15 protein-coding genes and 3 pseudogenes are annotated in these 17,995 nt (G+C 59.1%); 9 read left to right on the forward strand and 9 right to left on the reverse strand.

Annotated elements, in window-relative coordinates:
- Window positions 1-132: pseudogene (locus EN884_RS03250) on the forward strand (IS481 family transposase); the annotation flags it as partial.
- Window positions 133-293: 161 nt separating this feature from the next.
- Here EN884_RS03250 and EN884_RS03255 read toward each other — a convergent pair.
- Entirely contained in the window at window positions 294-566 is a 273-nt protein-coding gene (locus tag EN884_RS03255) for a hypothetical protein (RefSeq protein ID WP_199489650.1), read from the reverse strand.
- A 1,173-nt stretch (window positions 567-1,739) separates the two neighbouring features.
- Here EN884_RS03255 and EN884_RS03260 point away from each other — a divergent pair.
- Together EN884_RS03260 and rpoN are read left to right on the forward strand one after the other, a co-directional pair.
- Entirely contained in the window at window positions 1,740-2,273 is a 534-nt protein-coding gene (locus EN884_RS03260) for a peroxiredoxin (RefSeq protein ID WP_063169380.1), read from the forward strand.
- Between the two features lie 68 nt (window positions 2,274-2,341).
- A complete protein-coding gene (gene rpoN, locus EN884_RS03265; RefSeq protein WP_063169381.1) occupies window positions 2,342-3,775 on the forward strand; it encodes an RNA polymerase factor sigma-54 in 1,434 nt (477 codons plus the stop codon).
- Here rpoN and EN884_RS03270 read toward each other — a convergent pair.
- The 6 genes and pseudogenes from EN884_RS03270 to EN884_RS03290 form a co-directional block, all read right to left on the reverse strand.
- Window positions 3,772-4,398 carry a nitrogen fixation protein NifQ gene (locus EN884_RS03270; RefSeq protein ID WP_063169382.1) on the reverse strand — a complete coding sequence of 209 codons (627 nt, stop codon included), beginning with the start codon at window positions 4,396-4,398 and terminating at the stop codon, window positions 3,772-3,774. The genes rpoN and EN884_RS03270 overlap by 4 nt on opposite strands.
- Window positions 4,385-5,437: an LLM class flavin-dependent oxidoreductase gene (locus tag EN884_RS03275; protein ID WP_063169383.1), complete on the reverse strand. Its 1,053-nt coding sequence runs from the start codon at window positions 5,435-5,437 to the stop codon at window positions 4,385-4,387. Before EN884_RS03275 ends, EN884_RS03270 begins: the two co-directional genes overlap by 14 nt.
- Before the next feature lie 138 nt (window positions 5,438-5,575).
- Window positions 5,576-7,177 (reverse strand): SDR family oxidoreductase, encoded by a 1,602-nt coding sequence (locus tag EN884_RS03280; protein WP_063169384.1) that lies wholly within the window; start codon window positions 7,175-7,177, stop codon window positions 5,576-5,578.
- 148 nt (window positions 7,178-7,325) lie between these two features.
- A complete protein-coding gene (locus tag EN884_RS03285) occupies window positions 7,326-7,913 on the reverse strand; it encodes a nuclear transport factor 2 family protein (RefSeq protein WP_050580531.1) in 588 nt (195 codons plus the stop codon).
- Between the two features lie 138 nt (window positions 7,914-8,051).
- A pseudogene (locus EN884_RS39300) lies at window positions 8,052-8,213 on the reverse strand (ferredoxin); the annotation flags it as partial.
- The gene (locus tag EN884_RS03290; RefSeq protein ID WP_063169385.1) at window positions 8,204-9,382 is read right to left on the reverse strand and encodes a cytochrome P450; all 1,179 of its coding nucleotides are present in this window, start codon (window positions 9,380-9,382) and stop codon (window positions 8,204-8,206) included. The pseudogene EN884_RS39300 and the gene EN884_RS03290, both read right to left, overlap by 10 nt.
- A gap of 1,487 nt (window positions 9,383-10,869) precedes the next feature.
- Here EN884_RS03290 and EN884_RS03295 point away from each other — a divergent pair.
- Window positions 10,870-12,102, forward strand: coding sequence for an MFS transporter (locus EN884_RS03295; protein ID WP_063169386.1), 1,233 nt, complete (start codon window positions 10,870-10,872; stop codon window positions 12,100-12,102).
- A 261-nt stretch (window positions 12,103-12,363) separates the two neighbouring features.
- On the opposite strand, the pseudogene EN884_RS03300 reads toward EN884_RS03295, so the two are convergent.
- Both EN884_RS03300 and EN884_RS03305 read right to left on the reverse strand, forming a co-directional pair.
- Window positions 12,364-13,395 (reverse strand): annotated as a pseudogene (locus EN884_RS03300) (ChuX/HutX family heme-like substrate-binding protein); the annotation flags it as partial.
- Between the two features lie 51 nt (window positions 13,396-13,446).
- Complete coding sequence (locus tag EN884_RS03305) at window positions 13,447-13,770, reverse strand: hypothetical protein (protein ID WP_126066777.1); 324 nt, start codon at window positions 13,768-13,770, stop codon at window positions 13,447-13,449.
- 210 nt (window positions 13,771-13,980) lie between these two features.
- Between EN884_RS03305 and EN884_RS03310 the strand changes: the two genes are divergently transcribed.
- From EN884_RS03310 to EN884_RS03330, 5 genes are all read left to right on the forward strand, one after another.
- Window positions 13,981-14,301: an iron-sulfur cluster assembly accessory protein gene (locus tag EN884_RS03310; protein ID WP_029356570.1), complete on the forward strand. Its 321-nt coding sequence runs from the start codon at window positions 13,981-13,983 to the stop codon at window positions 14,299-14,301.
- A 347-nt stretch (window positions 14,302-14,648) separates the two neighbouring features.
- The gene (gene nifS, locus EN884_RS03315) at window positions 14,649-15,860 is read left to right on the forward strand and encodes a cysteine desulfurase NifS (protein ID WP_063169388.1); all 1,212 of its coding nucleotides are present in this window, start codon (window positions 14,649-14,651) and stop codon (window positions 15,858-15,860) included.
- 179 nt (window positions 15,861-16,039) lie between these two features.
- Window positions 16,040-16,417 carry a nitrogenase stabilizing/protective protein NifW gene (gene nifW / locus EN884_RS03320; RefSeq protein WP_063169389.1) on the forward strand — a complete coding sequence of 126 codons (378 nt, stop codon included), beginning with the start codon at window positions 16,040-16,042 and terminating at the stop codon, window positions 16,415-16,417.
- 188 nt (window positions 16,418-16,605) lie between these two features.
- Window positions 16,606-17,457: an electron transfer flavoprotein subunit beta/FixA family protein gene (locus EN884_RS03325; protein WP_063169390.1), complete on the forward strand. Its 852-nt coding sequence runs from the start codon at window positions 16,606-16,608 to the stop codon at window positions 17,455-17,457.
- A gap of 16 nt (window positions 17,458-17,473) precedes the next feature.
- On the forward strand, window positions 17,474-17,995 hold a 522-nt coding region (locus EN884_RS03330; protein ID WP_164894917.1), incomplete at its 3' end, for an electron transfer flavoprotein subunit alpha/FixB family protein.

Below are 17,995 nucleotides of genomic sequence, written 5' to 3' on the forward strand. Positions count from 1 at the left end.
CATCGTGCCGCCGAACTGCCTGTCTGGCTGCACAGATACAATTGGCATCGTCCACATGGCAGCCTAAAGTCAAAAACGCCTATCAGTCGCCTCGCCCTGATCGAGGACAACCTGTTGAAGCTCCACAACTAGGTCGTCCAGCATCACAGTGAACCGCGTACGTAGTATTTTGTCGTAGGCGGCATTCTGGATAGCCGGATACGGGCTCTTCACCCGCTGCACCACCGATTGCGGGATGATGTCGCGAGAAACATTCACGGATTTCGTGAAAAAAGTGTACCCGCCGAAGAGCCCTACTCGCGGGGGCGGTGCAGCACCACCTCGGTGTCACTGCTCGTGTTCATGCGATGGACTAGGCCGGCCAGCTGTTGACGCAGCTCGCGGTAGTTGTAAGTCTCACCCGTGTAGACGAGCACCAAGTCAGGTCGGCCATCCCCCTGGAGCATCCTCGGCTGGCGGCCGCCCTGGATATCGATGATTGCCAGGCGGTGGTGTCCCAGCGCCGCAGGCCCGCCGATCCAAGTCCCCTCGTCGTCCGGACCGTGGTTCGCTATGGTGGCCGTCATATCGGCAAGCTCCCTTCGCGCATCGGGACCTCCGAGGTCTCGATTGAAGTCGATCCATTCACAGATGCCGCACAGGTTATGTCGCCGCATTTGGGCGAAGCAGATATAAGGCCAGTGGGAAACCATCGAGGCAAAGTGACGGATCTAGCCCAGCTACGATCCGCATCCGACATTGTCGGACATCGGACAGCACCGCGATTCGCTGCATAGGAAGCCTGGAGTCGCGATTTCCCCTGGGGGAATCAGCGCATGAAAGGAGAGCTGGGTCGTGTCTGCCGAAATGAGAAATTGCTCCCCCTTATTGCATCACCGAGGAATGTTACCCAGCGCGATAGACGGACATGCCCTATCTCCCCCCGTTGCAGCTGAGGGAGATAGGGGCCAGCTCTTCATTCAACCCTCATGGAGGATGATCAGCCCAGCCATTTCCATGCGCCGGCCTTCACAAGCCGTGCACCATTCAGGTTCTTTTCCTTGAAGCGCGACGATCCTTGTCAGACGTCGCAACACTTGCTGCCGAGAGCACGAGCTCTTCCTCGAGCATGCCTTGATCTGCGCCTCGAACGGCTCGCACATGCTGGGTTTCAACGACTTCGCAGAGGTTGATATTCTGCAGTGACTTCGTCTCGCTGCTGCACGGCATTGACGCTGGGAGCCATGCTCGCGTGGCGCAATTGTGCTGAAGCCGGTGCCCACGGCAACGTTTCTTAACCCGCCCCAGATCCTGGCGTTTGGCTATTTCCGACATTCGTGTCCGGCTTCGGACAAAGGCCGGGTTTGCCGAACGGAGTCGCACCCAATTTCCAGTGCTGCTTGAGCAATAATATCGACCGGCATTACTGCACAACACGAAAGTTGCTGCAAAAACCGAAGTGAACCCAAGGCATCGGGTCAATTGGCATGGCGCTTGCGACTCGGTCGATAGAACGCAGTCAAAATCACGGTTGCAGACCATGCCTACCTCTCAAAGCTCGATAAAGCACGCGAGCAAAATTCCCCGTCTCCGCGGAAGCTCGTCGCCGTTAAACGTGCCTGCTCGGGGGCGGTCTTGCACAAGACCGGTCCGAGGCAACCACGCCAAGGCGCGAGGCTGCCGGAACTGTCGACCGAAGTCGATGCCGCTTCAGTTTAACCGAAAAATGCACCGTACCACTTTGGCCTGGAAGCAAATCAATGACCTATAGAAAGAACGTTCCTCTCGTGACCTTTCGCACGCGTGTTCGCGATGAGTCGATCGGGGGGCCAAATCCTTATCAGTGGGAGAACAAGACCTCCGACGATTATTTCGGGGGCAAGCGCATCATCCTGTTCTCGCTGCCTGGCGCCTTCACCCCGACCTGCTCGACCTTCCAACTGCCCGATTTCGAAAAACTCTATGATCAATTTCTGGAACTGCGAATTGACGCGATCTACTGCGTCTCGGTCAACGATGCTTTCGTCATGAATGCGTGGGGAAAGTCCTTGGGGCTGCAGAAGATCGAGCTGATCCCAGACGGGTCGGGCGAGTTCACGCGCAAAATGGGCATGCTGGTCGCGAAGGACAATCTGGGCTTTGGCATGCGCTCCTGGCGATACGCCGCTCTGATCGACGATGGCGTGGTGGAGCAGTGGTTCGAGGAGGAAGGCTTCTGTGACAACTGCGAGACGGACCCCTATGGCGTTTCATCCCCGCAAAACGTTCTCGACAAATTGAAGGCGGCGGCATGACCCAGAAGTGGAAAGTCTCACACAACCCAAGCACACACTAGAGCCTCCTCGGCAGATCACGGTTCAACATGCATCTCTCAGCAAGCCTGCTTCAACGCCAGAAGCAACGTATGGTCTTATCGCCTCAAGCCATTGAAGCTATTCGCTTGCTGCGATTGACGCATACTGAACTCCATCAGCTCGTGCAGCAGGCACTCGAGAAGAACCCCGTTTTGAAGCCTGACCCGTTTGACGACGATTCGCCGCTGCCAGGGGTGGATCAGCGGAGCAGTCAAAGCAGAAGCGAAATCGGCGAATCGCCCATTGGCGGGCCGTCTGGCGGGCGCGGGCAATGGAAGTCGCAACGCAGTAGCGGCAACGATCGACCTGCCGTCGAGGAGTTTACCGCCCACACCGAAACATTGCACGACCATGTCGCCCGCCAGGTCGCCCTCAACCCGTTCACCCCCCAGGAGCGGCTGATTGCCGGACAGCTCGCCGCTCATCTGGAGGACACTGGCTATCTTCAGGTAAACCTTTTCGATCTGGCCAGGACGTTAAACGTTCGGCAAGCTGATGTGGAACGGGTCATCGGAATCTTGCAGCAATTTGATCCGCCGGGCATTTTTGCGCGAACTCTCAGCGAATGCCTGGAGATTCAGCTGCGCCAGCAAGACCGGTTCGACCCGGCTATGGCAGCTTTGGTCGCCAATCTCGAGATGCTTGCACGGGGGGATTTTCAGGGATTGAAGCAGCGTTGCGGAGTCGACGAGGAGGATCTCCTCGACATGAGGAACGAAATCCGCGCGCTCGATCCCAAGCCTGGAGACCGGTTCCAGTCCGGGACGCCGGAAACCATCGTACCGGACGTCTGGGTAATGCCCAAGTCCGAAGGTGGATGGCGGGTGGAGCTTGATCCGGCCACGCTGCCCAAAGTGTTGATCAACCACACCTATGTCGCCGAAATCTCGCAGCTGACCAAGCAAAATCCGGAAGGCAAAGCGTTTCTCGACAATTGCCAGGAAAAAGGGAACTGGCTGATCAGCAGTCTCAAGCAGCGCGCTAAGACGATCCTTAAGGTTGCGACCGAAATCGTGCGCCAGCAGGATGCCTTTTTTACACACGGCGCCGCCCATCTGCGGCCTCTCTGTCTCAAAAATGTCGCTGACGAGATCGGCATGCACGAGTCGACGGTAAGCCGGGTGACTTCGAACAGGTACATGTTGACTCCGCGCGGGGTGTTCGAGCTGAAGTATTTTTTCGCTGCGCCAATCGCATCCTGCGAGGGCGGCGATGCGCACTCCGCCAAAGCTGTCTGCCATCGGATCAAGGCAATCATAGCCGAAGAATCGCTCGACAAGGTACATTCCGACGAAGACATCGTTGCTCAACTCAAGGAGACCGGCATCGATGTCGCTCGCCGTACCGTCACCAAATATCGCGAGGCGATGAACATCCCTTCCTCCATACGACGGCGCCGCGATAAGCGTTTGTCCGCAGCTGCGATCAAGCGAAGTGACTAACCGACATTCGTGGTCGGCGAGAGGCGACTCTCAACTTCCTCCGGGCCGAAGCAGCTTTCGAAGTCATGGCATTCCCCGCAACTGGGTGCTGTGCATGACGAAAAGCCTTCGGCCTCACACAGCTTGCGGTAAAAGTACTTTTTCCATTTCATGTTTTCTGTGTTGCCTGCCGCCAGCGCGGGAAAATGTCTGGCAAGCAGGCGGCTGAGCTCAGCGCGATTTGAGAGGCCAAGATCCCGCCAAAGATGGTCCATGCGCATCGCACGCCGGGCGATGATCTTGGCCAAGCGGGCGCTCGCCGGGTCGGCCGGCGCAGCATGCGCTAGCAGCAGCCGGCGTAGCAGTTCCTCTTCCAGTTCCGGCTCGGGCTCGCTCAACTCCTCCAAAGCGAATACGCTGCTGGAGGTAGACGGGAAAGTTGCGGCCAAGACATCACGCAATTCGACAGACGAAAGGCCTGTCCCCTCCGTCGCCAACACCTCGCCCGCCTGGACCTCCTCAAGCGAACGTGAATGTACGCAGGGCAGCACATGCTGATCGAAGCTCCTCCCTAGCTCGGACCCACGCCATTGCGCGCTGGATAGGCAGCCATCATCGTAACGGCCGGCTTCAGCTTCCGGCATGACAAAGCGCCTTGTTGACCGCAGGGATGATCTTGTCGCCCCAGAGCTCGATCTGGCGCAGCATCGTCTTTTGGTCGAAGTCGCCCAATTGAGTCTGAACTGCGATCTGGTCCGGTTTCAAGATATCGATCTCTTCCAGCAGGCGATCAATCACGCGATTTACGCTGCCAATCGGCAAATTTTTGCGCATGGTCTCGAAGGACAGATCCTGCTGGGTCGGTGTCTCCTGCAGCAGGTAGCCATCGTGGCTCTGTTGGCGACGCTGATGCAGGGCTTCAGAAAGCCGGCGCTGGAAGCGGGCATTGTCGAGATAGCTGTTGATCTCCAACTCGTCGTGGCTGGCATAGCAGCAGCGCAGCAGCGATATCTTGACGTCGGTGACGTTCTTTTCCTCGGATGCCGCCGCCCTCTCGACTGATTCACGCAGTGTGGTCAAAGTCTCTAAGCCGTCGTGGAAGGCTGTGACAAAAAAATTGTGCCCCTCGCGGTAGGCCCGAGCCATCCGTGCGGCTCCGCCAGCGATCCAGATAGGCGGCGTCGGCTGCTGGACTGTGCGGACCGAAATCGCTGTTGGGGGGATCTTCTCATACTGGCCGTCGTGTTCGAAGACGTTTTGGTTGAGGCCCTTGAGAATGATGTCCAGGTATTCCGAAAAGACGGCCGGCGCCTCATCGATGTCCACGCCGAACCGTTCGAACTCGAACTGCTGGTATCCCAAGCCTACGCCGAGCTCGAGACGGCCGTTCGCAACGATGTCGGCGAAGCCGATCTCGGACAGCAGGCGCTGCGGTTGGTAAAGCGGCAGCACGCAGACGGCAGTGCCCAGGCGAATCGTGCTTGTCAAGCCGCCGCAGTGCGCCACCATCATCAGCGGGGATGGTATGAGGCTGTAATTGTTGAAGTGGTGCTCAGCAAACCACGCGGTGTTGAACCCAGCCTGCTCCGAAGCGACGGCCTGTTCGATGGAGTTGCGGATGACGCTTTCTGAGGATTGGTGATAGCCACGCTGGGCGGCCAGAATGAAAGTGGCAAATTCCATGATTTCTCCTCGTTATAGACACGTCAGCCGACCGGGAATGTGCTCGGCATGCGCATGCTTGGATCTCAAGCACCTCAGGTGCGTCGTGGAGCCGAGGCTTCATAATGCTCGGCCGGTCGCCCTGCGAAGGCCTGGCAATTAACCTGCGGCCTCCGCAAAACATTCGTCATAGAGCTCGCTGGCGTTTCCCGCATCACCGAACGAGGTCCAGCCGCCGTCCACGTAGAGGATCGAGCCGTTGATGTATGAGGCGTCAGACGAAGCAAGGAAGAACGATGCATCTGCGACGTCTTCTGGCCGTCCCATCCTGCCCATGGGGATGCGTCGTCCGATTGCTGTCAGGTCGATGCGGCCGGCTTTGGCCAACTGAGCAAGTGCGGGCGTGCGGATGTGGCCAGGAGCGACGGTGGCTGTCCGAATTCCGACCGGCCCGAGTTCGGCCGCCATGCAACGGGTCAGCATATCCATCCCCGCCTTGGAGGCGCCGTAGGCATGGCGCGGCGCGAACGGCAGAAAGCTGTCGATCGACCCGAGATTGAGGATCACGCCGCCCGGGCGCATAGCCTTGATCGCTTCGCGCGCGCAGGTGAAGGCGCCGGTAAGGTTGACATCCAGGACGTGTTCGAGCTGTTTCGACAGTTGCTCGATCGCAGGCACAATCCTGTCGGCGGTATCAGCACTATTGACCAGAACATCGATATACCCGAAGCGTCCCCTCAGTTCTTCGAACATCGACACCACATCGCTCTCGACGGCCACGTCCAGCGATTTCGCCAGATGCTTGCCGGGGAGCGATGTAGCCAGCTCTGCCGCTGCAGTGCCATCTTTATCAGCAATCACGACGGTGTCGCCGTTCGCGGCAAAGCGGCGAGCGACGGCCGCGCCAATGCTTTTTGCGCCACCGGTGACGAGCACGATTCGCGCATCTGTGCATTCGGCCGGACAGGAGAGCTCGGCTTGGAGCGCACCATCCACCGGCGGGTGAGCATCCCCCGGCTGGTTGAATGACATCCAGCCTCCGTCGACTGCCAGCACCGAGCCGGTGATGTAGCGCGCCTGCGTGCTGCTCAGAAAACGCACGACCCTGGCGATCTCGTCGGGGCGAGCCAAGCGCCCCATCGGCACGCGGCGGCGTATCGCCGCGAGGTCCATTTTGCCAGCGCGTGCCAGTTCTGTGACCATTGGGGTGCGGACGGAGCCCGGCGCCACCGCCGTGACGCGGATTCCTCGCATAGCCCACTCGCATGCAAGGGACTTTGTCAACGAGATCACGCCAGCTTTCGAGGCTGCGTAGGCGTTGCGCCTGGGATTGCCGACCACGCCCGCCATCGAAGCCACATTGACGATCGCACCGCCCGGCTTCATGCGCCGCGCCGCTTCCCGGGCCATAACGAATGGCCCAATAAGGTTCACTGTCACGCCGCGTCGGAAGGTATCGACAGCGGTGTCGATGATCCTATCCATCGTGGGTCCAACCGCCGCATTGTTGATGAGGACATCGATTTGCGCGAACCGTGCTTCGACCTGGCCGAAAAGTGAGAGCATGTCCTTCTCTCGCGACACATCGCACTCCAGACCGACGTGCGGCGACCCGAGATCCCGAGCCAGTTCAACCACACCACTGCCCGGAAGGTCCACCGCAACTACAGTGTCTCCGTCCGCGGCAAGGATATCGACCAGGGCACGGCCGATCCCGCCCGCAGCGCCTGTGATGATTACGGTGCGTGCTGCCAGTTTCACGAGAGCTTCTCCACGATGACCGCTTGTGATCTCAGCCCATCAACCTTGGGCGGAATGAAGGGCCGAGCCAAATCGTTGCAGTGACCGCCAGTCGCGGCCCCACACAGATGTCGTTCCCGTAGGGCGCTCATCCTCCATTCCTACCCACTTATGCAGCTCCCAGTTGGGGACCCTCGACGCCATCTTGGTCGGTGGGGATGTGACCCTTGAGCAACTGGTAGATGGGATCGTCTGGATGTGGTGCTCCAATCGGCTGTCGCCGGCCGAACCTATCTGCCTCAAGAATCGCTGGCGGGATTTGCTCCTCAACCCAATCGTAGACGACTGTCCGTTCCGCAATTCGCCACTCGTCCTGCCTCTTCTGAAACAGATCGCAGTAACGGCCGCAAAGCAGCGTCTGACGTATTTCTTGGTCTGTATCCGGTCCGCGTTGCAGCGCGGTGAAATAGCTCTCGACCGCGGCCTCTGCTGAACTGATGAAGTCGATCAGGCTGTTCGTGATTTGATGGATGTTACGGTGCCCCGGCAGACCGAGAGCAAATTGGATGAAGTCCTCTGCCGGTCCGCAATAGGGACCGTGCCTGTCATACGCTTCGGGCCAGTATGCGCTACGCAGCGCCGCCTCATCGGCGCGGTCTATCCCGCGGCAGTACCGATACAGGCAGTTGCGGATCGCCTCTCGGTCACGCAGTTCGGTAATTTTCGCGTGGTCGACAGGGTCTGTCGCGAATTGTATGATTGTTTTGTCCTTCCCGATGCCAGTCTGCACTTTGCGTGTGTCTCTCTCTACAACTGAGTTAGCGGGGGGCTCGTCAACTTCCAGAGCTTGTTCGGGGCAGGCTCGTACCCCTTTTGAGGCAAGCAGTTGCTCCCCATCGGCAACATCAATATCACCGGGCAAGATGTAGCCGGCGTCATCAAGCTTGAAGACTCTCGGCGCCCGCGCCCAGCAGCGCGCATGACCCTGGCATCTGGCTTTATGTACGACGACACGCATAGCGAACTCCAATGTCGTTGGCTGAAACTTCAGGACCATTCCAGGATCAGATTCTCGATCCCGAACACATGGCCGCCGAAGGTGATAGGTTCAGTCCCTGTCTTGATCCGAAAGGCTGGGATGCGCGCCAGCCACTCCTCCAGGCCAATGACAATCTCCCGCCGGGCAAGGTGTGAGCCAAGACAACGATGGGGACCATAGCCAAAGGCAGCGTGCCGGTTGTCCTCGCGCGCCAGATCGATCTCATTCGGGCATTCGAATTCCGCCGGGTCACGATTGGCAATCATCGTGGCACAGGAAACATAATCTCCCTTGCGGATCGGCGCGCCTTTGAAGTCGACATCCTTCGTTGCCACTCGGATCATCTGAATGGTCGAATAGGCGCGCAGCAATTCTTCCGCAGCGACGGCAATCCGGTCAGGTTCGCTTCGTAGCAATTCCTGATCTTTGGGGTTGCGCGCGAGATGGGCCAAGTCGAAGCATATGGCTGCTGAGACCGTGTCGAGTCCCGCGACGAACACAAGCACGCCGATGCCACGGACTTCTTCGTCACTGAGCAGACGACCCTCGACCTTTGCCTTCACGATGAAGGTCATGAAATCATCGACCGGCTCCTTGCGGCGCTCGGTGGCAAGTTCGTCGATGAAGGCCACGATCGTCCGGGCTGCGGGTGGTCGTTGCTCCTTATCGCCGTGGAGCAGATCTCTAGCCCAGCCGACAAATGTTTCTAGTCCGTTGTCCGAAAGCCCAATAAAGCGAAGGAAGATATTGACCGCGAACGGAACTGCAAAATCCTTCATGATGTCGCAGCTCGTGCCTGATGCGGCGATCCTGTCGATCAGCTTGATCGCTCGTTCCCGGACAGCCGGCTCCAATGCCATTACCCGCTTTGGCGAAAGCAGCGGATTGAGCAGTGAGCGAAAAACACCGTGGAATGGCGGATCGAGCTCAAGCGGGATCATCGGCCAGCTCTCGCCGAGCACAGAGGCGAAGATGCTGCGATGGCTGGAAAACGTTTCGGTGTCCTGCAGCACCCGGCGCTGGTCGCTCGCGCGAGTGATGACCCAGGTACCCCGACCGTCGCGCGTGTTGCTGGTTGAATAAAAGATCGGAGGCCCGGCATGAACGCAAGCAACCGCTGCATGCGGATCCCCGTTAGCCGTCGGCAACATGCCGGGCGACGTAAACAGGTTGAAGTCCCTCACCATTTCGGGCGGGACATGATCTGGAACCGGCCGCGATTTAACCGCGCCAGAATCGAGAGACCGTTCATGAGATGCTGTCGGCATTTGCATGCAATCGTCGGTGCAAGCTCCGTGCCGAATTCGTCTTTCGATAATCCTTGCCGTTTGCTGGGCAACAGGTGGCGCCTGCGCTGACTTGCTGGTCGGGATTGCAACATTCTTGTCCAGCGTCGGACACAGAATGTAGAATGCTAGACAGCGACTTGGAGCAACTCAACTGGTGGGATCGCTAGCCGATCATGTGCCCGGGGAGCATCCAGTTCGAAAGCTTGCGCTAAGCGGCTTGGTGACTTGGCCGAGGTCACCAGGTGGAAACGACCAACACTTGGGGTGAGCCTAGTGGCGCTCCCCTCGATGATGTCTGGCGGGGTGGTTAGCCGCCTCCGTAGGACAAGATCAGTCTACACGAATGGACTATAGCCTCTCCTCGCATGCCTCATTGGCCGTCCTTCAGAGCCGGCCACACGAGCTTTTGTCTTTCAGCAGGGCGTTTTTCTCGCCAGCTACAGAGCCACACCGACGCCATTAATGAGCGTCCAGTCGACGGGTTGGATGGCCCTGTCCATCTTGCCCAGCACCTTGGCTTAGCATTTGCCGGTGCGGCGGAAGCCTTCAAGACGCAGTTCTTGACCTTCTCCAGATCAGCCTCGGATGGATATCGGCAAGGGTTCAGCTCGTCCTTTTGAACTTGCGCATCTTCGTGTTGGCCAACCCCAGGCCGCCCGACATATTTGCGGTCTATCCGGCACCTCAACTTCGAACAACCTTGCGGCAAGCTCTTGGGATAGCCCACGCTCGTGCCTCCACCACCCGCTCAGCAGAGCCAGATTTGTCGTTGATGGCACGGAACTTGCGGAGTCATTCGCAGATGCGTCACGGACCGAGAGTGTCGTCCCATGAATTCGATCACCAAAAAGGCCGCCCGACGTTGCTGGGACCGCCTGCAATTACCTTATCCCAGAATTGGGAGCAACGGCTTCAAAAGGGATAACTCATCACCTCAATTTTGTCGATCGCGCGGCCATCGAACCGCAGCCATCGATCAGACTTCCGCCTCGTTGCACTCATTGCGACCGCCTTGGTGCTTGCGACAACCGCTCAATTCTGGCTGCCAGGATAACCACATATGGCGACGGAACTTCCTGCTTCAAAGCAATATAGAGATCGTCGATCATCCCCCCATCAAGGCCTCGATCGAGGACACCGCGTTCGGCTTGCTTGGTTCGCAGTGAACAGACCGCACTTCGACGAATGCGATCGATGCGACCGCGCCGAGAACTCTCCCGCATTGTCGACGGTTGGGTCCGTCGGCCCTCCGATGAGGCCTCGGATGCGTCGGGCTCCGAGGCCTCGACTGATGCCGACTGGCCGCCGCCGGAAGGTCTCGCGGCTTTGATCCCCGGCGATGTAGCCACCCCTGCTGCAACAGCTCCTAGCCGGAGAACTCATTCATGACCGAATCGGCGACAGATTTAGTGGACGCGGCTTTGTTCGACCGAGATCGGCTTGACCCAGAAAGTCCCTATCAACGTTCTGGCCCTGCATGGGGTGCCATCATTTCGCTTTCCTTCGGCACCTTCGGGCTTGTGACGGCAGAGTTTCTGCCCGCCAGCGTTCTGACACCGCTCGCGCATGATCTCCGTATCACCACGGGCACGGCTGGACAGGCGCTAACAGCGGCCGCAATCGTCGCGGCGATCTCGGCACCGATAATCGCCATCGTGACAAAGCGTCTGGACCGCAGGGTCGTCATCTGGGCGATGACGCTCCTGCTGATCCTGTCGAACGTTCTGGCGGAGGTTGCGGGGTCGCTGCCGGTTTTGCTGGCGGCACGCGTCGTCCTTGGCATATCGCTTGGTGGTTTTTGGTCAATTTCGGCAGCGTTGGCGATGCGGCTGGTTCCAAGTCACCTCATGCCGCGCGCCATGTCGGTCATCCTCACCGGCGTTTCTGTCGCCTCCGTCTGCGCGGCTCCAATCGGCGCTTATGTCGGTGACATTTGGGGATGGCGAGCCTCGTTCAAGGTCGCCGCAATCGTGAGTGCCGTTGCGCTGCTCGTGCAACTCGTAACCATTCCGCCACTGCCTCCGATCGAAGTGCGCAGATTCCGCAGTCCGCTGGATGTCGCGAAGAATCCGGCGATGAAGGTTGCGGTGCTAGTCGTGCTATTGGTCGCTTCCGGCCATTTTGCCAGCTTCGCCTACATCCGCGCCTTTCTCGAGAGCGTTCCTGCGCTCGACAAGAAGTCAATCCCGCTCGTGTTCCTTGCTTTTGGCACGGCCGGCGTCTTCGGCAATTTAGCCGGCGCATTCCTCACCAAACACAGTCTCAAGGCGGTCGCGGCCCTGCCGCCCCTGCTCATTGCCGTAGCCGCTGTCTCGCTCCTGACCATGAGAGCATCGGCCTTGACCTCGGCAATTGCAGTTGCCGTATGGGGCTTTGCTTTTGGCGCGGTCCCGGTCGGATTGCAGACATGGATGGTGCTACGCGCCGCTCCGAAACAGGCCGAGAGCGCTGGTGTACTGATGGTCATAACCTTCCAAGTGGCCATCGCAGCCGGCACAACTTGCGGTGGCCTATTGGTGGATCACACGGGTATTGCCAGTGTCTTTGTCTACAGCGCGGTTGCCACGTTCCTCGCTGTCTTGACAGTATTTTTGCTCGGCCCGAACCGCAAAACCTGACCGCCTGGTGGGGAGTGACGGTCGGCGGCGTTCACGCTATTGTCACCTCTGAGCTCGGCCCAAAGGCCGCGGCTTCGTCGTAACCATGCGGTCGATGGGGCAGCGCCAAATTGCTTCCTGCTCATCGCGTTGCGATAATACAGCGCGCTTATTGCGTCATCGTGTCCCCGGTCTCGGCTTCAATGCCCGGCTACTGGCTGCGGAGGCAGATGGGCGCCGGCGTCCCACCGACGACGATCGGTCTTTTCTCATGTAGCTGTCGGGGAAACGAGGCAGGTTTTCCGCCAGAACCCGCCAGTCGTCGCGCTCGCGTTCGCCTTCCTTGCGCGCACCGAACAACTGGATGATGATCTTGCCGTCGGACCCATATGCTTCGAGCGAGGTGACGTGACTGTCATTGGTCGGCTTGCGCACGGCCCAAACCTCACGGATTTGGTGGGTCCTGAGATGCAGCCGGAACGTTTCGTCCAGCACATGGATGCACGGCCCGATCTGCTTGACCGACTTGATTAAGCCGGAATGGGTCTGGATAGAACCTCGGTTGCCGACGAAGCACATGATCGGCAATTCGTCTTCGGCCGCACGCTGGAGCACGGCGCCAACTGCGGCATTGTCGAGCAGCCAAGCGTAATCCTGGCCGACCATGCGCAAAGCCTGGCAGCGGCTGAGCTTGAGCGTCTTTAGAAGGTTGACGTCAGTCAGCCGGCTCCAGTACTCGCGTAGGTCGTCCACCGTGCCGGCCCAGTCCGCAGTCCTCGCGCCCAGGTCGGCTACTCTCGCCTTAAGCGACATGGTCGGCTCCTGGTTGGCGGATACGAGCTCGGCCACCAGCTTTCGATAGGCATGAAGGTTGGAGACCGGCCTGAGATGCACCTTATGCACTGCTGCGCCGGCGGCGTCGAAGAATTGCAAACTGCGCTGGATTCCGCCGCGATGGCGCCTTTCAACAGCGAAACCATACCTCCAAGCCTGCGGGAAGACGCGAAGGTCGAATTCGTCACCAAGGACCATGGCGTGATTGTTGCCGGTTATCACTCTGTTGAAGACGCCAATCTTTTCGTGCACGGCACCTTGATTGCGGGTCAGCGCCGTCACTTCGCCCACGAATTCGAGGCCCGTCAGAAGGTGATTGACGCGCGGGTCGATGCGTGCCGCGCCGAAACCGCAATGGGCCGCGACCAGTTCCGCTTCCGAAATGGCCAATTGGGCGGCGAAATCACGCGCGGGAATGTTCGGACAGACTTCCCACGCACGCCGGATTTCGTTGGGCGACCGCTTCTTGCGCTGATCCATGTTTTTACCCCTGCCCCGTTCTTCTTTTGACGATCGATCGAAAAACGGGCCTCAGGGATGTGCACGGCGGACGCGATCGATCGTCAGGCACATGCCAGTCGAATCCTGTCTCCGGGCGGTCAGCGGCCAATCGCCGGTAGCGAGCGATTGTTGGGTGGTCGGCGCCAATCGGCCGATCGAGCATTCGGGTACCACCGGCGGTGCTGCTTTCCCACCAAGGCGGGTCTGATGGATCATATTGCTTTCCTTCGTTCTTCGATTGCGAGGGCAACCCAAAGGTGAATCGGCCGGCAATTTTGCCGCCGCAACGAAGGCTTCACAAAAATCGTGCCAGTTGCTCCGCGGCAAGCTCTGAACATCTTTGGCTCTGTTCATTGCTTTACGCGTGAGTGCATCGCGAACTCAGGCGCCCTTCCTGTGACGCGGACGCGACAAACCCGACAGTAAGTGTCGGTTGTCGGACGTCTCCCCAGCAATCGAGCATAAGAGACGTCGGGATGTCCTACGGTTTTTGACACGTCTTCCCTTTGGCACGGTCCATGCGAGATGATCCACGAAAACGCCGGACCGAGGAGAAATCGAGCCATGATTACGCTCACCGACAACGCTGTTGCCGCCATCAAGGCCGCTCTTTACCGCGCCAGCGAGCCGGCGGAAGGATTTCGCATCATGGTCCATGCCGGCGGCTGCGCCGGCTTCCAATACTCAATGGGCCTGGAGAGCGTCTCACGTGAGGGCGATGCGATCATCGAGCGAGATGGGCTCAAGGTGTTCATGGATAGAGGCTCCCAACCCCATGCCGCCGGCATGACCGTGGACTTCGTCACTGGGCTCGAAACATCCGGCTTTGTTTTCGATAACCCCAATGCGCGTGAGACGTGCGGCTGCGGCAAGTCCTGCAAATGATTGCGAGGGAACAGGCTATGTTCGACTATAGCGACGCCAAGGAATACTGCGTCGAACCGGTAACCGCCGGCGCTCTGGAACCGGCCGACACGCACTGTCGGCCCGGAACAATTGCGTTCGGTGATGCACCAAATCGCGATCATCGATCGTTGCCGTGGGCAAGCAAACAAAATTGCCCGAAACAGCTGAATTCCCGGCGGATGCCGCCACCAAAGGGCAATGTCGACAGCGACCGGTCAGCCAAGCCATCGCTCCCCCGGCCGCCCACCTTACCAGATACGATATGCGCCAGAGGTTCAATGGCCCGACTACCCTTGAATCATTTCAGCAGTTGAAGGATCACTCCCATGAACCCTGTCTATCTCGACAACAACGCAACGACGCGGGTTGATCCTGCAGTCGTTGGAGCGATGTTGCCTTTCTTTACGGAGCAATTTGGCAATCATTCGTCCATGCACGCCTATGGCGCATCGGTTGCTGAAGCCGTGAGAAAGGCGAGGCAACAGTTGCAAGCCCTCATCGGCGCGGGATTCGAGGACGAGATCATCTTCACCTCGGGCGGGACTGAAAGCGACAGTACAGCCATCCTTTCGGCGCTGGAGGTGATGCCCGACCGAACGGAAATAGTGACTTCCGCGGTTGAACATCCGGCCGTTCTGAAGTTGTGCGCGCACCTTGAGAAGACGCGCGGCGTCAAGGTGCACATTATCCCAGTCGATCACTACGGCCGGCTCGACCTGGACGCCTACAGAACCGCCCTCACCCCACAAGTGGCAATCGTCTCGATAATGTGGGCGAACAATGAGACCGGTACGATCTTTCCCGTGGTTAAGCTTGCCGATCTAGCCAGGGAAGTCGGCGCGCTTTTCCACACTGATGCAGTGCAGGCGGTCGGAAGGCTTCCGATTGAGCTGAAATCGACCGCGATCGACATGCTGTCGCTCTCCGCCCACAAGCTGCATGGTCCAAAGGGGATAGGCGCGCTTTATGTAAGACGTGGCGTGCGCTTCTCCTCCATGATCAAGGGTGGGCACCAAGAGCGCGACCGGCGTGCAGGCACTGAAAACACACCCGGCATAGTCGGACTGGGCATGGCGGCCGAACTCGCCTTGAAATTCATGGACGAGACAAAACGAATAAAATGGTTGCGCGACCGCCTTGAGAACGGGATCATCCAGCGCATCCCAAACACATCCATCAACGGCGATCCGCAAGAGCGATTGCCAAACACTGCAAACATTGGATTCGAAGGTATCGAAGGCGATGCAATTCCAATTGTCCTGAGCCGGCTGGGAATCGCCTGTTCCGCCGGGTCCGCCTGTGCCTCTGGCTCACTGGAACCGAGCCATGTTCTGATCGCTATGAACGCGGCATGTGGGGCAGTCCGCTTCTCCTTGTCGCGTGACAACGGCGAAGATGACGTAGACCGCGTGCTTGAGGTCCTGCCTGCGATCACCGAGAAGCTACGGGCCGTTCCCAGTGCTGGACTGTGCGGGCGAGGTGCAGAACAGCTTCATTCCGGCCCGGGTCCGAGCGGCACAATAGCCGACGAGCCGTGAGGTCTTCCTCAACGTGACGACCCTGCGCAAGGAGAGCAGTTAAACTCGGGGTCGCCTTCACCACTTCAGAAAAGCTTGAGATCGCCAAGTCTCTTGCCCAGCCGCCGTGCCAGAGGTCGGCACGCCGTCAGCAATGTCACCAATGCATCGACACCACAATTTCGCGCCGGGAGAATACAATGAACTGCTCCGCTGATAGCCGCCCGATCGATCGCACCGATATCCTAGCGCGACTGAAGGGCCTGTCGGCCGCGGAGGACTTCTTCGCCTGCCTTGACGTCTCCTACGACCCGAAAGTGATGAATGTCTCGCGGCTCCATATCATGAAGCGCGTGGGCCAATACCTTGCCGAAGAAGATTTCTCCGGTCTGCCTAACCAGGTAATCGCCGCGCGGGTGCGCGCCAAGCTGGAACGCGCCTACGAAGATTTCGCGACTTCCTCGCCGCTCACGCAACGTGTGTTCAAGGTGCTAAGGGACCACGATCCAAACATATGTCCCGCACCTGGCCGCGCCTTCGTCCCGCTCGACTCTGCACTGAAGCGGTTCGGAAAGTAATGAGCCCGACACGGCTGCGACGCGACAATGTCGAGAAGTCGACAAATCCAGTCCTCATGACGCCTCCTCGGAAGCAAACGAAGCCACCTTCTGGAATAGAGGCAGGAAGACGACTTGGCATGAACGATGCAGGCAATGAGGTGAACCGCCAAGCACGAATCCGGACTGGGAGCTTAGAGAAACCGCCAATGCATATCGTAGTCTGCATCAAGCAGGTGCCGGATTCGGCACAGATCCGCGTGCACCCGGTGACGAACACGATCATGCGTCAGGGTGTTCCGACCATCATCAATCCTTACGACCTGTTCGCCCTCGAAGAAGCGCTCAAACTGCGCGACGTTCATGGTGGCGAGGTTACTGTGCTCACAATGGGTCCGCCCATGGCGGAGGACTCGCTGCGAAAGGCGCTCGGTTACGGTGCTGACCGAGCAGTTCTCTTGACGGACCGCTATTTTGCCGGATCCGATACGCTGGCGACTTCCTTTGCTCTTTCGCAAGCAATCGCAAAAATTGGGGAGACTTTCGGCAGGCCGGACATCGTCTTCACCGGCAAGCAGACGATTGACGGCGATACCGCCCAGGTCGGACCGGGCATAGCCAAGCGCCTAGATTTATCGCAACTTACCTATGTCGCGAAGATTGCCTCCATCGATCTCGATACGCGAGAGATCGAAGTCGCTCGTCGCGCCGAAGGCGGCACCCAGTTGCTGAAGAGCAGACTCCCTTGCCTCATTACCATGCTGGAAGACACCAACGAAATCCGCCGGGGCTCGCTCCAGCAGGCTCTGTGCGCGGCGCGCAGCCAAGTCGTGAAGTGGACTGCAGCCGACGCCGGCATTGACGATCTCACCCGGTGCGGTCTGCGTGGCTCGCCTACAGTCGTCAAGCGTGTTTTCGCCCCCACCGCACGGGCAGAAAGGGCGGCGCAGATCGACACCGCGGAAAGGGGCTTGCAGGACATAGCCGATGAACTCATCGCCGATATCTTAACCCGCCGGCCGGCGCTGGAACATGAGCTGGCCTTCAACAGCGGCACGTGACGGCCAGGAGCAGAAAATGTCGACCGCAAGCCAAACTACCCCTCGCATTGCCCCCGGCCGTGCCGGTGTAAAGAAAGAACTTCCCGACCGTTTCAAAGACTACCGGCACGTGTGGGTCTTCCTCGAGCTCGAACGCGGCAATGTGCATCCTGTATCATTCGAACTGCTGGGCGAAGGCCGCAAATTAGCCGACAAGCTTGAAGTCCAGCTCGCGGGCGTCGTGCTGGGACCGCCGGGCGAGATGGTCGAGGACGCTGTTGCCGAGGCCTTCGCTTACGGGGCGGATCTTGTCTACATCGTCGATGCGCCGCCGCTCGCCGACTACCGGAACGAGCCGTTCGCCAAGGCGCTCACGGATCTGGTCAATACCCATAAACCCGAAATCCTCCTTCTCGGCGCGACCACACTGGGCAGGGATCTTGCAGGCTCGGTAGCGACGACCCTGCAGACGGGGCTCACGGCCGACTGCACCGAACTTGATGTAGATTCCGACGGTTCACTCGCCGCGACCCGTCCGACTTTTGGTGGCTCATTGTTG

The organism is Mesorhizobium sp. M7A.F.Ca.AU.001.01.1.1 (assembly GCF_004022735.1).
Lineage (GTDB): Bacteria > Pseudomonadota > Alphaproteobacteria > Rhizobiales > Rhizobiaceae > Mesorhizobium > Mesorhizobium ciceri.